Source organism: Nonomuraea sp. NPDC051191, from assembly GCF_044455665.1.
GTDB lineage: Bacteria > Actinomycetota > Actinomycetes > Streptosporangiales > Streptosporangiaceae > Nonomuraea.
This window is the reverse complement of the sequence record NZ_JBITEZ010000021.1, coordinates 21,831-36,240: the sequence shown is the minus strand read 5'-3', so window position 1 is coordinate 36,240 and position 14,410 is coordinate 21,831. Positions and strand designations below refer to the sequence as shown.

At 71.5% G+C, this 14,410-nt stretch carries 11 protein-coding genes; 8 read left to right on the top strand and 3 right to left on the bottom strand.

Going from position 1 to position 14,410, the window contains the following annotated elements:
* The first annotated feature begins 106 nt into the window (after positions 1 to 106).
* On the top strand, positions 107 to 715 hold the full coding sequence (locus ACIA8R_RS44190) for a superoxide dismutase family protein (protein WP_357693644.1): 609 nt from the start codon (positions 107 to 109) through the stop codon (positions 713 to 715).
* Positions 716 to 937: 222 nt separating this feature from the next.
* On the top strand, positions 938 to 1,270 hold the full coding sequence (locus ACIA8R_RS44185; protein ID WP_357693646.1) for a putative quinol monooxygenase: 333 nt from the start codon (positions 938 to 940) through the stop codon (positions 1,268 to 1,270).
* Between the two features lie 61 nt (positions 1,271 to 1,331).
* Here the strand turns inward: ACIA8R_RS44185 and ACIA8R_RS44180 are convergent, their stop codons facing one another.
* Both ACIA8R_RS44180 and ACIA8R_RS44175 read right to left on the bottom strand, forming a co-directional pair.
* Positions 1,332 to 1,718 carry a DoxX family protein gene (locus tag ACIA8R_RS44180; protein WP_397043689.1) on the bottom strand — a complete coding sequence of 129 codons (387 nt, stop codon included), beginning with the start codon at positions 1,716 to 1,718 and terminating at the stop codon, positions 1,332 to 1,334.
* A 105-nt stretch (positions 1,719 to 1,823) separates the two neighbouring features.
* Positions 1,824 to 2,762, bottom strand: coding sequence for an NAD(P)H-binding protein (locus tag ACIA8R_RS44175; RefSeq protein ID WP_397043687.1), 939 nt, complete (start codon positions 2,760 to 2,762; stop codon positions 1,824 to 1,826).
* A gap of 136 nt (positions 2,763 to 2,898) precedes the next feature.
* Here ACIA8R_RS44175 and ACIA8R_RS44170 point away from each other — a divergent pair, with 136 nt between their 5' ends.
* The 3 genes from ACIA8R_RS44170 to ACIA8R_RS44160 all read left to right on the top strand — a co-directional run bounded on the left by ACIA8R_RS44170 (position 2,899) and on the right by ACIA8R_RS44160 (position 7,169).
* Positions 2,899 to 3,678 (top strand): CPBP family intramembrane glutamic endopeptidase, encoded by a 780-nt coding sequence (locus tag ACIA8R_RS44170; protein ID WP_364087162.1) that lies wholly within the window; start codon positions 2,899 to 2,901, stop codon positions 3,676 to 3,678.
* A gap of 183 nt (positions 3,679 to 3,861) precedes the next feature.
* Positions 3,862 to 5,829: a glycosyl hydrolase family 28-related protein gene (locus ACIA8R_RS44165; RefSeq protein ID WP_397043685.1), complete on the top strand. Its 1,968-nt coding sequence runs from the start codon at positions 3,862 to 3,864 to the stop codon at positions 5,827 to 5,829.
* A gap of 86 nt (positions 5,830 to 5,915) precedes the next feature.
* Positions 5,916 to 7,169, top strand: a complete 1,254-nt coding sequence (locus ACIA8R_RS44160) for an FxsB family cyclophane-forming radical SAM/SPASM peptide maturase (protein WP_397043684.1) — start codon at positions 5,916 to 5,918, stop codon at positions 7,167 to 7,169.
* Between the two features lie 64 nt (positions 7,170 to 7,233).
* On the opposite strand, the gene fxsT is transcribed toward ACIA8R_RS44160, so the two are convergent.
* Positions 7,234 to 9,813 (bottom strand): FxSxx-COOH system tetratricopeptide repeat protein, encoded by a 2,580-nt coding sequence (gene fxsT, locus ACIA8R_RS44155; RefSeq protein ID WP_397043682.1) that lies wholly within the window; start codon positions 9,811 to 9,813, stop codon positions 7,234 to 7,236.
* 232 nt (positions 9,814 to 10,045) lie between these two features.
* Here fxsT and ACIA8R_RS44150 point away from each other — a divergent pair, with 232 nt between their 5' ends.
* The 3 genes from ACIA8R_RS44150 (at position 10,046) to ACIA8R_RS44140 (ending at position 14,375) form a co-directional block, all read left to right on the top strand.
* Positions 10,046 to 10,225: a hypothetical protein gene (locus ACIA8R_RS44150; RefSeq protein WP_397043681.1), complete on the top strand. Its 180-nt coding sequence runs from the start codon at positions 10,046 to 10,048 to the stop codon at positions 10,223 to 10,225.
* 206 nt (positions 10,226 to 10,431) lie between these two features.
* The gene (locus tag ACIA8R_RS44145; protein ID WP_397043679.1) at positions 10,432 to 13,539 is read left to right on the top strand and encodes an NACHT domain-containing protein; all 3,108 of its coding nucleotides are present in this window, start codon (positions 10,432 to 10,434) and stop codon (positions 13,537 to 13,539) included.
* A 41-nt stretch (positions 13,540 to 13,580) separates the two neighbouring features.
* A complete protein-coding gene (locus tag ACIA8R_RS44140) occupies positions 13,581 to 14,375 on the top strand; it encodes an SDR family oxidoreductase (protein WP_397043677.1) in 795 nt (264 codons plus the stop codon).
* The last annotated feature ends 35 nt before the right edge of the window (positions 14,376 to 14,410 follow it).

Here is a 14,410-nt window from a genome sequence, read left to right as displayed (position 1 = left end):
CCCCATAACGCCGACCGGCGACTCAAGAGCTATACGACAGGGCACGCGGCCCGCCCATACCCTCGATGAGTCCGCACATCTCCGCCTCACGAGGGACGGTCTCTCCATGCCCAAGGCACGGACGTTCAGCCGGACACATCTGGCGCTCTGCCTCGCACTCGCCGCCGGGGTCGCCGCGATCGGCGCGGGAGCGGTGGCCGACGCAACCGCCTCGCGGCCGGGCGACCCGCGGCCCGTGGTCATCCGCGACACCCACGGCGTCGCGGTCGGCAGGCTCAGCATCCTGCGCGAGGGGTTCGGGACGGCGCGCGTCTCGGTCTCCGTCAAGGGTCTGACGCCCGGCTTCCACGGCTTCCACATCCACACGACGGGCCTGTGCGACCCGCAGGCCGTCGATCCTGCGACCGGCCAGGTCTCCCCCTTCTTCACCGCCGGGGGCCACCTCGACCTGGCCGGCGGCGGCAGCCACGCCGGGCACTCGGGCGACCTGCCGCCGCTGCTGGTCGGCAAGGACGGGTCGGGCACCGCGTCGATCGTCACCGACCGGTTCGGGCTGCGCGAGCTGACCGACGCCGACGGCAGCGCGATCGTCGTGCACGCGCTCCCCGACAACCTGGCCAACATCCCCGCCCGCTACGCCCCGAACGGCCCCGACGAGGCCACCCTCAGAACCGGCGACGCAGGCGGCCGAACGGCCTGCGGCGTGATCAAGTAACCCACGCGCCGGCCTGCGCCGTGATCAGGCGGCCTGACGCCGGTCAGTGGCGTGACCAGGCGGCCTGACGCCGGTCAGTGGCGTGACCAGGCGGCACGGGCGGTGGCCTGTGGTGCGGTCGGTGGCACGGCGCGTCCGGCGCGCCTGGTGGCGGACGCGGACGGGCGGTGGTCTGCGGCTAGTCTCGTGCCGTAACGCCACCGACCACGGAGAGTTCTCGTCATGATCTTCATCACCGCCAAGTTCCGCGTCCTGCCGGAGCACGCCGGCCGCTGGCCGGAGATCTCGGCCGAGTTCACCGAGGCCACCCGCGCCGAGCCGGGCTGCCTGTGGTTCGACTGGTCGCGCAGCCTCGACGACCCGGCCGAGTACGTCCTCGTCGAAGCCTTCCGCGACGAGGACGCCGGGGCCGCGCACGTGACGTCGGCGCACTTCAAGCAGGCCCAGCAGGTGCTGCCCGGCTACCTGGCCGAGACGCCGCGCATCGTCAACGCGAACGTCCCGCAGGACGACTGGTCGCTCCTGGGCGAGCTGGCCGTCCCCGAACGGGACTGACCACCGCCCAGAACGGCCCCACCGCCGAGAACGGCCCCACCGCCCAGAACGACCCCACCGCTCAGAGCCGCACCACCAGCGCGGGGTCCAGCGCCAGGGGGGCGACCGCGAGCGCCAGGAACACGATAGCCAGGTAGAACTGCGGCGAGCGGTCGTCCACGCGCAGGTGGGTGAAGAGGGCGCAGACGAAGTAGAGGACGAGCCCGGCCGCGGCCGCCGTCCCGGCCAGGGGCACACCCAGCAGGCCGAGCGCCAGCCCGGCCGCGCCGGCCGCCTTGAGCGCGCCGATCGGCCAGACCAGCCACGACTCCGGCACCCCGGCCCGGTCGAGCGCGGGGCCGAGCGTCCGCATGACCGGCTTGAGTCGGGTCATGGCGGCGAACCCGGAGAAGGCGTTGAAGCCGATCGTCACCAGCGCGGTGACGACGTAGGCGGTGGAGTGAACCACGAAAACCTCCGATCCCGGCCGACCGTCCGGCCGTCCAGCTGAAAAAACGCCAACCGACGAGCCGCGGCCCGGTCAGGCCGACGGGCGGAGGGTGGGGCGGGTTTGTCAGGGGTGGTGGAAGGCCGGGGCGTGGGTGGTGGCCCAGGTGGCGAAGGTGCGGGGTGGGCGGCCGAGTGCCGCGGCGGCGTCCCCGGTGACCGGGTGCTGCGGGCGGGCCGCGTACCGGGCGTACCGGGCCAGCAGGGCGTGGACGAACGGCTCGGGCAGCCCGCCCGCGACCAGGTGCCGTTCGGCGGCCTCCGGCGGGATCTCCTCGAACCGCAGCGGCCGGCCGATCGCCTCGCCGATCACCGCCACCATCGCGGCATGGGTCAGCGACTCGGGCCCGGTCAGTTCCAGCCGCCCGCCGAGCCGCCCGCCGGAGTGGCCACCGGGGTGCCCGCCGGGGTGCTCGCCGGGGTGCCCGCCGGGGTGCTCGCCGGGGTGCTCGCCGAGCAGCGCCTTGGCGGCCACCTCGATCAGGTCCCGCTCGTCGATCGGCACCTCCTGGAAGCCGGCGTGCACGTACCGGACGACGTCCCCGGCCCGGATCTGCGGGGCCCACGCCTGGAGGGCGTTGCCGGCGAAGGAGGCGGCGCGCAGGCTGGTCCACTCCAGGCCGCTGTCCACGGCGGCGGCCTCGGCCTCCTTGTTGCGGTCGCCGCGCAAGCGGGAGGGCTGCTCGTCGAGGGGGTCGTCGGCGTTCATCGCGGACAGGGCCACCACCCGCCGCGCCCCGCGGTCGGCGGCGCGGGCGAGCAGGCCGGGCGCGCCGTCGCCGATGGCGCGCGGGTGCAGGAAGACGGCGGTGACGCCGTCCAGGTGATGGGCGAGGGTGTCGGGGCGGGCGGGGTCGCCCTCGACGACCTCGACCCCGGCGGGCAGCCGCACCGGCCCCGCCGAACGGGTGACGGCCCGCACCTTGGCCCCTTGGGCGGTGAGCAGTTCGACCAGCGGACGTCCGAACGCCCCGGTGGCACCGGTGACGAGAATCATGTCGTTCATGCCCCCTGAGAGAACCCCGGGGCGGGAAGTGTGACATCAGGCCACGAACCCGAACAGTGACCCGATCGAGCCCCGAGACCCGCCGACAAGGGGTGCTTTATCCGGATCGGAGCGATGGACGGCTACTCTGCGGCCCATGCACACCCAGTCACTCGCACCCGCTCCGGCCCTCGGCCCCAGACTCATCAAGGCCGAGATCCTCGTCGTGCTGTCGGTCTCGCTCGGCGCCAGCGGGCTGCTGTCGCTGGTCCGGCTGATCGGCGCGCTGACCGCGCCCAAGGAGCTGAAGGGGCAGCAGGCCGTGCTCGTCGGCTCGCTGGCGCCCGGACGTCCGTGGCTGGACCTGACGTTGCAGCTCGTGGACATCGCGATCTCGGTGGCGCCGGTCGCGCTGGTGGCGTACCTGCTGGTCCGGTCGGGCGAGTCGCTGCGGACGATCGGGGTGGACCTGCGCGAGCCGGGCCGCGACACGCTGCGCGGCGCGCTGCTCGCCGCCGCGATCGGCGGCACGGGGCTGGCCTTCTACCTGGTGGTCTACGCGCTGGGCGTCAACCTGACGGTGGTGCCGGGGCAGTTGCCGGAGGTGTGGTGGCGGGTGCCGGTGCTGCTGCTGGCCGCGGCGCAGAACGGGGTGCTGGAGGAGGTGCTGGTCGCCGGCTACCTGTTGCACCGGCTGGACCAGGCGGGCTGGGGGCCGTGGCGGGCGGTGGCCGTTTCGTCGGTGTTGCGGGGGTCGTACCACCTGTATCAGGGGTTCGGGGGGTTCGTCGGGAACGTGGTGATGGGGCTGGTGTTCGGGCGGTTGTACCAGCGGTGGGGGCGCGCGATGCCGCTGGTGATCGCGCACACGCTGATCGATGTGGTGGCCTTCGTCGGGTACGCGGCGCTGCACGGCCGGGTGAGCTGGCTCCCATGACGGCCGCTTGCAAGCGGTTTGCGTAACTGTCGCAAGAAATCGATAGTGTCTCGAAGCTCGACAACAACGTTACGAAACTCCTTCGCAGGAGCCTTGTGTCCCGGGGTCGTGGGGTCCTACTGTCACCTCACCCCCGAGAGAATCGAGCTTCGGATGTCACTCACGAGCACATCCCGGAGGGTCGTGGCGGTGCTCGCCGCGGCTCTCGGCCTCCCCCTCGTCTCGATCGCCGTCCCCGCGGCGGCCGCCGCCACGGCACAGCGGCCCGTCGTGACGCGGGCCGCCCTCGACCCGGCGCTGGTCGCCGGCCGGGGCGCGCGCGTCGGCTTCGCCGAGCAGGAGGCCGAGAACGCAGCGACGGACGGCACGGTCATCGGCCCCGACCGCAGCGCGTACACGCTGCCCGCCGAGGCGTCCGGGCGGCGGGCCGTCAGGCTGACCCCCGGACGGCACGTCGAGTTCACCCTCCCGGCCGCGGCCAACGCGATCACGGTGCGCTACAGCATCCCCGACGCGCCCTCGGGCGGCGGCATCACCGCGCCGCTGGACGTGGCGGTCAACGGCCGCCATCGGGCGACCATGACGCTGACCTCGCAGTACTCGTGGCTGTACAACCAGTACCCCTTCACCAACGACCCCGGCGCCGACCTGCTGCACCCGGACTGGTGGATCACCGAGTGCTCCTGCGTGCCCAGCGCCACCACCCCCGCCCCGGCGATCACCAAGCCGTTCCGGCCCAGCCACTTCTACGACGAGCAGCGCCTGCTGCTCGGGCGCACGTACCGGGCGGGCGACCGGATCCGGCTGACGGCGGGCTCCGGCGCCGCCTGGACGGTCATCGACCTGCTGGACTCCGAGCTCGTCGCCCCGCCGCGGATCGAGCCCGTCGCGGCCAACGTGCTGGCCTTCGGCGCCGACCCGTCCGGCCGCCGCGAGTCCTCGTCCGCCTTCGACCGGGCCGTCGCCTTCGCCCGGCGCACCCACCTGAAGGTGTACGTCCCGCCCGGCACGTACCAGGTGAACCGGCACATCGTCGTGGACGACGTGACGATCACCGGCGCGGGAAGCTGGTACACGATCATCAAGGGCCGCGAGGTCGCCCTCGACACCCCGGCGCCCGACGGGTCCGTCCACACCGGCGTCGGCTTCTACGGCAAGGACGCCAAGGACGGCGGCAGCCGGAACGTGCACCTGTCCGGGTTCGCCGTCGAGGGCGACGTCCGCGAGCGGATCGACACCGACCAGGTCAACGGCGTCGGCGGCGCGATGAGCGACTCCACGATCGAGGGCCTCCACATCCACCACACCAAGGTCGGCCTCTGGTTCGACGGGCCCATGAGCGGCACCCGCGTCACCGGCAACGTGATCGCCGACCAGATCGCCGACGGGCTCAACCTGCACACCGGCGTCACCGACTCGGTCGTGTCGGACAACTTCGTCCGCAACTCCGGCGACGACGGCCTGGCCATGTGGTCGGAGAGGACGGCGAACGCGCGCAACACGTTCGACCACAACACCGTGCAGACGCCGGTGCTGGCCAACGGCATCGCGATCTACGGCGGCACGGACAACACGGTCTCGGCCAACCTGGTCGCCGACCCCGTCCGGGAGGGCAGCGCGCTGCAGGTCGGCTCCCGCTTCGGCGCCGAGCCGTTCACCGGCCGCCTGGACATCACCGGCAACACCACCGTGCGGGCGGGCACGTACGAGCTGAACTGGAACATCGGCCTCGGCGCCATCTGGTTCTACGCCCTGGAGCGGAACATCGACGCCGACGTCCGGGTGACCGGCGACCACTACCTCGACAACACCTACAACGCCGTGATGCTGGTCGCCGACTGGCCCGTCAAGGACCTCTACTCCATCACGAACCTGCGCTTCAAGGACGTCCGGGTGGACGGCACCGGCACCTCGGTGCTCAGCGCCCGCGCCGCCGGCTCGGCCACCTTCGAGAACATGGACGCCCGCAACGTGGGCGCGGTCCCCGTCAACAACTGCGGCACCTTCCACTTCACCCCGTCCGGCTCGGAGTTCTCACTGACGGACGGCGGCGGCAACGACGGCTGGCTCGCCCCCTGGCTCCTCCCCAACACCCTCACCTGCGACGACCGCCCCCCAGTGGTCACACCCCCGGCCCCCTCCCCCTGGTGAGCCCGGAAACACCGGCGAAGGGATTTTGACAGCGTGATTCCTGCGGCCATGATGGAGGAGCACATTCGTCCCAGGAGCTGATCGACGTGCACGGAGACGGCGGAGCGCCCCCTGGTCCGGGCGGCAACGAATGGCCTGCCGACCTCGACGTCGGGCTCCTCCTGGAGTCCGGCTGGCGCCCCACCGCCTTCCGCCAGTTCATCCTCAAGCTGCACAGCCGCTGCAACCTCGCCTGCGACTACTGCTACATGTACGAGATGGCCGACCAGAGCTGGCGCCGCCAGCCGCGCAGCATGGCGAAGCCGACCATCGACCGCGTGGCCGCCCGCATCGCCGAGCACGCCGAGGCCCACCAGCTGAAGAGCGTGGAGATCACCCTGCACGGCGGCGAACCCCTGCTAGCGGGCATGCCACACGTCCGGTACGCGGTGAACGCGCTGAGATCGGCGCTCGGCGAGCGGACGGACGCGGTCGTCCAGGTGCAGACCAACGGCGTCCTGCTCAGCGAGGCGTTCCTGGACCTGCTGGCCGAGCTCGACGTGTACGTCGGCGTCAGCCTCGACGGTGACGCCGACGGGCACGACCGCCACCGCCGGCGCGCCGACGGGGAGGGCAGCTACCCGAAGGTGCGCGCCGGGCTGGCCCGGCTCACCTCCCCCGCCTATCGCCACTTGTTCAGCGGCCTGCTGTGCACGCTCGACCTGGCCAACGACCCTGTCGTCACCTACAAGGCCCTGCTGGAGTTCCAGCCGCCGACCGTCGACTTCCTGCTGCCGCACGGCAACTGGGAGACCCCGCCGCCCGGCTGGTCGGCGACCTCGCGGCCGTACGGCGACTGGCTCGTCGCCGTCTTCGAGCACTGGCGTTCGGTCCGGCCCAGGACGACCCGCGTCCGGCTGTTCAACGAGATCATCCGGCAGTTGTGCGGCAGCCCGTCCAGGAGCGAGTCGATCGGGCTGGCGCCCGTGGCCGTCGTCGTGGTGGAGACGGACGGCAGCATCGAGCAGGTCGACACGCTCAAGTCCGCCTACGAGGGAGCGACGCGCACCCCGCTGCACGTGCTGCGGGACTCCTTCGACAGGGCCCTGCTCGAACCGGCCATCGTGGCCCGGCAGATCGGCCGTGACGCGATGTCGGAGACGTGCGCGTCCTGCGACATCGTGGGGATCTGCGGGGGCGGCCTCTACCCGCATCGGTATCGCGACGGCAGCGGCTTCCGCAATCCGTCCGTCTACAGCCGCGACCTGTACCGGCTGATCACGCACATCCGGGGCGCGCTCCACGAGGAGCTGGCCGCGCTGTCCGGGCCGCCCCCGGCGGGGAGCGAACGCGGAGGGTGAACGCCGCGCCCGCCCGTCACACGGGTGGGGAGCGAACGCGTAGGGTGAACGCCGCGCCCGCCCGTCACACGGGTGGGGGGTCGAAGTCCAGGTCGAGATGGCGGCCTTCGTCCGCCGCCCGCGCGTCGGGATGCTCCATGCCGCGCGTCTCGCGGTAGTGGCGCATCGTCTCCTCGCGCAGGGCGTCCGCCTCCTCCTTGTGGTCGGCCTTGGCCAGGTCCGCGGCGAGGTTGGCGGCACAGGCGAGGGTGGTGGGATGTTGCTCCCCCACCAGGGGGCCGAGCTGCCGATGCGTGTCCCTGCCCAGCCGGCAGGCCGCTTCGAGCTCGCCGAGGGCGGCCAGGTCGCTGGCGAGGTTGACGGAGACGGTCAGCACGTAGTGGTGGCCACCGCCCACCTTGGCCCGCAGCCCGTTGATGACGCGTTCGTTCAGCTCGCGGGCGCCCTCCACGTCGCCGCGCACCCGCAGCAGGACCGCCACGTTGCTGGCGCAGCCGAAATAGTACGGATGGTCGGCCCCGTACACCCGCGGATAGCGCACCATGGCGTCCTGGGCCAGCTTGAACGCCCGGTCGATCAGGTCGTTGACCCGGAACGCGTTGGCCAGGCACAAGGCGGCGCCCAGCGTGCTCGGATGGTCGATGCCGTAGTTGCGCACGTAGCGCGCGTGCACGGTGGCGGCGAGTTCGAGGGCCTCGGCCGCCTCCCCCACCCTGAGCCGGGCGATGGCCAGGTCCTTCTGGGTGAGCAGGATGCGCGGATGATCGGCGTCGAGCTGCTCCTGGCCGTAGGCCAGCGCCTCCTCGCCGATGTCGCAGGCCTCGGCGTAGTCTCCGCAGAGCCGGGTCATGCGGCTCAGGCTGGCCCACAGGTTCAGGACCGTGCCCCGGCTCACGGCCGACTCGGAGAGCTGAGCCGCCCTCAGCGCCTCTTCCAGCAGTGTCCGCGCGCCGCGGTAGTCGCTGTTGAGCCCGAGGTCGAGCGCCAGGTTGTTGACCGCCATGAGCGTACGGGCGTTGTCGGGGCCGAGCACGGCCTGGTGCAGGCTCACCGACTCGGTGTCGTGCTCGCGCGCCTCGACGAACAGGCCGCGGCCGCGCAGGTCGGCGCCGATGCCGTTGCGCAGGACCAGGGTGTCGCGATGCTCGTCGCCGGCCACCTCCCGCATCGCGGCGAGCGTGGCGGTGTCCAGGTCGTACGCCTCGTCGTAGCGGCCCAGGAAGCGGAGCAGGTCGCCCTTGACGCGCCGCGCCCGCAGCACGCTCATGTCCTGCTGGCCGGAGTCGGCGGTCCACCGCTCCAGGAAGCTGTCGACGTGCGTGCGCGCGACGTTGTGGTTGCCGGAGGCCATCAGGTATTCGAGGATCCGCAGCGCGAACTCCCGCACGTCTCCGCGCCGGCTGTCGGCCAGCCTGGTCGGCGCGACGTGGGCGAGCAGGGCGTCGAAGCGGGGCCAGTTCGCGGGGTCGCCGGTGTCGCCGGGCGCCGCTCCGGCGAGCAGGGAGTGCACCTCCGTCCGGATCTGGTCCTGGGTGTCGGCCGCCAGGCCCTCCCTCAGCAGCGCCTGGATGAGCCGGTGGACCTGGATCGTGCGCTCGCCGGTGACCGTGCCCTCACCCGGCTCGGCCTCGATGCGGACCAGCGCGTACTTCCCCAGTCGCTTGATCGCCCTGCTCAGCCGGAGCGGGTCGGCGAGCAACTCGGCCATGACGGGCCGCACCGGGCCCTTGACCGGGCGGAACACCCCCCGGGGGATGGGCTCGGGCCCGAAGAAGGCGCAGCAGCGCAGCAGCTCCATGGCTTCGGGCAGGTGCTCCTGGAGCGTGCTGACCGACAGCTCCCAGGCCGCGGACATCGACAGCGGATACTCGGCGGGCTTGCCCTCGCTCAGCAGGCTCGCGGTGCGCTCATTGAGCAGGCGCAGGTACTCCTCCGGCGACATGCCGGTCTCGCTCTGCAGCGCGGCCGACTGCTCCAGCGCCAGCGGCAGGTCACCGAGGGCCTCGGCGAGCCGTCCGGCGTCGGCGTCGCTGATCGAGCGGCGCATGCGCCTGCCGAGGAACTGCATGCTCTCCTCGCGGCTGAACACGTCGACGGCGACCGTGCCGACCACGCCTTCCCAGCGGTGGTTGCGCGAGGTGATGAGCACGTGCCCGGGGCCGGGAGGGATGTTCGGCTGGAGGTCTTCGGGCTCGTCGGCGTTGTCGAAGATCAGCAGCCACCGCTCGTACGGCTCCCCGCTGCGCAATCTGTCGATCACGGCGTCGGCGGCGTCCTCCGTGCTGGTCATGGTGGATCCCGGCACGCCCAGCCTCGGCGCGAGCTGCGCCAGGTTCGATCGCACGAGGCCCGGCTGGTCGGCGGGGATCCACCAGACGAGGTCGTACTGGTCGCGGAAGCGGTAGGCGTACTCGATGGCCATCTGGGTCTTGCCGACGCCGCCCAGGCCGTGCAGGGCGCGCGGGCCCTGCGGGAGGGTGGGGGCGTGTGCCACCACGGCGGTGACCTGGCCGACGATCCCGCTGCGCAGCCTGTCGAGCAGATCCTCGCGCCCGGTGAAGTTCTGGTTCCGTGGCGGGACCTTCCAGACCGCGGGGTACGGGCCCGTGGTCCCCCACGCCACCGACTCCGGTGAATCCGTCACGCGTTTTCGCCTCCCGTCCGCGAGTCCCAGTGATGGATTACCGCACTGGTGGCAGGGGCAAGATGGAGATGGCCGACATTATGCTGATTAGCGTACAGGTTTCATACACGCCGGTCATTACGGTCAGCACTGTCAGCGCTTTCCGGACAGCTACAATAGGGCGACAACAATGCCGGCACGCAGACAGTACCTTCCAGATCAACGTCCTCGCGAAACTTCAGAGGAGAGGGCCATGGCGCCGCAGCGAAGCGATCTCATCGACACGTCCTCGATCGTGTCCGACCTTGACAGGCTCGGCGACTCCCCCATCGGCCTGACCGTGCGGGAGCTGCTGGAGGAGCCGCGTCAGGCGGAGGACTGCAGGATGTTCGACAACTGCACCCCGCCGCCGCCCCTGACGGGCGACCGCTAGGGACCGGATTTCGGGGTCGGCGAGGAATCGACACCTCGCCGACGCCCCTCCAAATACGTCATTTCATTACTTAATCGACATTAAACCCAACGCCGCTTTCGCCCGCCTAAACGGACCATTTATTGATTCATCCGACGTCTAACCATATGGTCACATCAGTAACACAACCGTAGACGGCTCATCCTCCGTTGTGGTGTAGGTCTTGTGTGACCGTAGGGTGGTTCAACTATTCGGATGCCGTGAAAGTGCTGGGCGGCGAGGGGAAATTGGTCAAGGCGCTCGACCGCCTGGTCGGAGGGCTGTTGCTCAGCGCCACCGGCCCGACGGGCGAGCTGGTGGTCAGCCTGTTCGACGTCGAGGGGGAGCTCGCCCGCGTGAGCGGACAGCTCGGCACGGCGCTGCACGACCGCTTCTCCGGGCTCGGCAGGTACCAGCGCACCCAGCGGATCGCCGCGGCCCACGCGGTCATCGTCGTCACCGCGTTCTTCGAGGCCGTCCGGCAAGGCGAGGAGCACTTCGGCTCCGGGAAGCTGCGCATGCTCAAGTCGGAGCAGGTGCTCATCGCCGGGGCCTCGGACGTCACCGGCACCCGGCTGGGCGACCTGGTCGAGCACCTCCTGCACGCCGAACTGCCCTGCCCTGGACCGACGCAGCCGTACGAGCAGGTCGAGGAGGCCCTGGACGACTACTACCGGCTGCTGTCGGCCCGGCTGCTGGCGTTCCTGCGCGGGCTGCGCATGTGGGAGTCCATGGCCGAGGCCCAGCGCGAGCAGGCCGAACGCTGGCTGACCGACGGCGTTCCGCAGGCGGCCCGACGACAGTACGCCGAACTGTTCCACCGCCTGTGCACCGAGGTGCCCGAGATCGCCTACTGGGCGGCGCGCGTCGACCGTCAGGCCACCCGTGCCGTCATCGGATCGCTCGACACCGGCCTGCGCGATCTGCGCCGGCTGCTCGAATCGGTCGTGTCGGGGGCCGTGCCCGGCGGCATCCGCGACGCGCTCTCGCAGCACTACCGGACGGCGTTGAACCAGCCCGTCATCTCCAGCGCCGACCTGCCGGACGACATGACCATGCCCACGCTCGACCAGGCGTACATCAGCCCGTGCTTCCGCCGGGCGGTCATGACCGGCTCGTCCCGGCCGGCCGAGTGGAGCTGGTGGCGGGGCCGTCCTCTGGAGAACGACCTGCACGCGTTGCTCTTCGGCTACCTCACCCATCCGAGTGCCACCCAGCTCCCGCTGCTGGTGCTGGGGCAGCCCGGTGCGGGGAAGTCCGTGCTGACCAAGATCCTGGCGGCCAGGCTGCCGCCGGAGCAGTTCGCCGTCGTCCGCGTCCCGCTCCGGGAGGTGCCGGCCGAGCAGGACCTGCAGACGCAGATCGAGCACGCCATCCGGCAGGCCACCGGTGAGAGCGCGCGATGGCCCGCCCTGCACGCCGGGGCCGCCAACATCGTCGGCGTGGTCATCCTGGACGGCTTCGACGAGTTGCTCCAGGTCACCGGCGTGAGCAGCACGAACTACCTGGAGAAGGTGGCCGGGTTCCAGGAGCGCGAGGCCGCCCAGGGAAGGCCCACGGCGGTCATCGTCACGAGCCGGACCGTGGTGGCCGACCGGGCCCGCCTGCCGCGGGAGACCGTGGTGATCCACCTGGAACCGTTCAACGAGACCCAGGTCAGCCACTGGCTGGACATGTGGAACCGGCTGAACGCCGGCTACTTCGGCGACCACTCCCTCCTCCCGCTGGAGCTGTCCACCGTCGCCGGGCTCGGCGAACTCGCCTCGCAGCCGCTCCTCCTGCTGATGCTCGCGCTCTACGACATGGACGGCAATCCCCTGCGGCACGAGCTGGGCAGGCTGGACCGGGCGCAGCTCTACGAACGGCTCCTGGTCAGGTTCGCCCGCAGGGAGGTCCGCAAGTCCGGCGACGCGCTGTCGGAGGAGGCGCTGGAGCGTTCCGTGGACCAGGAGCTGCTGCGGCTGTCGGTGGTGGCGTTCGCCATGTTCAACCGCAACAGCCAGTGGGCGACCGAGGAGGACCTCGCGGGAGACCTTCTCCGCCTGCTGTCCGAGGAGAGCAGCCAGGCCGGCGAGTTCCAGACGCCGTTGAACCCCGCCCAGCTCATCGTCGGGCGCTTCTTCTTCGTGCACGAATCGCAGGCGACGCAGGACGACCGCAAGCGGAAGACCTACGAGTTCCTGCACTCCACCTTCGGGGAGTATCTCGTCGCCCGGCTCACCACCCACGAGGTCGAGGCCCTGGTGGCCGCGGCGGAACTGGACACCGGACACGCCCGGCGCAACCGGCCGAACGACGATTTCCTGCATGCGCTGCTCTGCCACAACCCGCTGTCGGCCCGGGAGTCGGTGCTGGAGTTCCTCCAGGACCTGATCCGCGGCCTGAGCCGGGACTCGCGGACCATGCTCAAGCGCACCCTGCTGGCCCTGTTCCACGACGCGCTGTACTTCCGCAGCTCCACGAGCTTCGGCTCGTACCTGCCCGGCCGCGTCCGCGAGCTGCGCACCGCCCCCATGCAGTTCGCCACCTACAGCCTCAACCTGCTCATCCTGCTGACCCTCGCGTGCGACGAGGTCACCGGCGAGGAGCTGTTCCCGGCGCCGGCGGTCACGGCGGGCACCCCGATCTCGGTGGTGAGCAGGTGGCGGAGCATCGCCCGTCTGTGGCGGTCCCAGATCGCCTACAACGCCTGGACGAACCTGGTCCGCAGCGTGGAGGTCCAGCGGTCGTGGCAGGACGGCGAACGCACCCTGCTGCTCAGGTGGGTGGGCAGCAGGGGATCCGCCCCGCCGCTGGTCGACCTCTACTGGACCTTCGAGAGGGGGCCGGGGCACGAGACCCGCGGACAGTCCTCCTGGATGCACGAGGAGTTCATGGCGGCCGCCCGCCACTTCCACTTCATCTGCGGGTACGAGGAAGAGCTGCTCGTCCACGCCCTGGCGCCGCTCACGGCCGAGCTGAGCCGCTCGCTGATGACCGTCGCCGGCTACTGGCCCGACCGCGCGATGTCGCCCGCCCACGCCCTGCTGCGCCTGTGGCTGCTCTCCAGCCGCGGCGACGACCCGGCCGAGCTGGCCGGCGCCTACGCCGACTGCATCCTGCTGAGCCAGGCGTTCGCCCCCTATGCCGACAAGGACGCGACCGCCTTCCTCGACATTGTCCTGGGACACCTCAGGCTGGACGCGCCCCGGCTCCGCGGCGTGCTCACCCTGCGGGATCTGCGGCTCGGGCGGGACAAGCCCGCGATGGTGGCCAAGGTCCGCTCGGTGCTGGCGGAGTTGGGGCTGGGGTCGTGAGCCCGGGGCGTCAGGCGGCGGGGGTCGGGCAGGGGGATGGCATGACCGACAGTTACGACCGGGTCGCCGTCGTCACGGGCGCCGACTCCGGTATCGGCAAGGCCACCGCCGTGCTGCTCGCCGAGCACGGGTTCGACGTGGGGATCACCTACCACGAGGACGAGGAGGGCGCGCGGGAGACCGCCGCGCTGGTGCGGGAGGCGGGCAAGGCGGCGGCCGTGCGCCGCCACGACCTGACCGACCCGGTACGGGCCGCGCACGTCGTCGACGAGCTGGCCGGGGAACTGGGCGGGATCGGCGTGCTGGTCAACAACGCCGGCACGGGGTCGTCGGAGCCGTTGCTCGGCATGGACTACGAGCGCTGGCGTTCGGTGTTGTCGGTGGACCTGGACGGGCCGTTCCTGTGCGCGCAGCGGGCGGCCCGGCGGATGGCGGCCGAGGGGCGCGGCGGCCGGATCGTGAACGTCACCAGCGTGCACGAGGAGTACCCGAGGGTGGGGGCGGGGCCGTACTGCGCGGCCAAGGGCGGGCTGAAGCTGCTCAGCCGGGTGCTGGCGCTGGAGCTGGCCGTGTACGGCATCACGGTCAACACCGTCGCGCCCGGCGAGATCGCCACCCCGATGACCGGGCAGGAGGACCGGGTGCCGCGGGCCGGGAGCCGTCCTGGGTACCCGATCCCGCGGCCGGGCGACGCCCGCGAGGTGGCCGCGGTCATCGCCTTCATCGCCTCGCCGGCCGCCTCGTACATGACGGGCTCGTCGGTGTTCGTGGACGGCGGGATGGTCACGATGGGACCGCAGGCGGCGGGGGCGCTCCAGTCCGGCGACTGGCGTTGACCCCGCGCCCCCGCCCGCTCGGTGAGGCCCGCTGA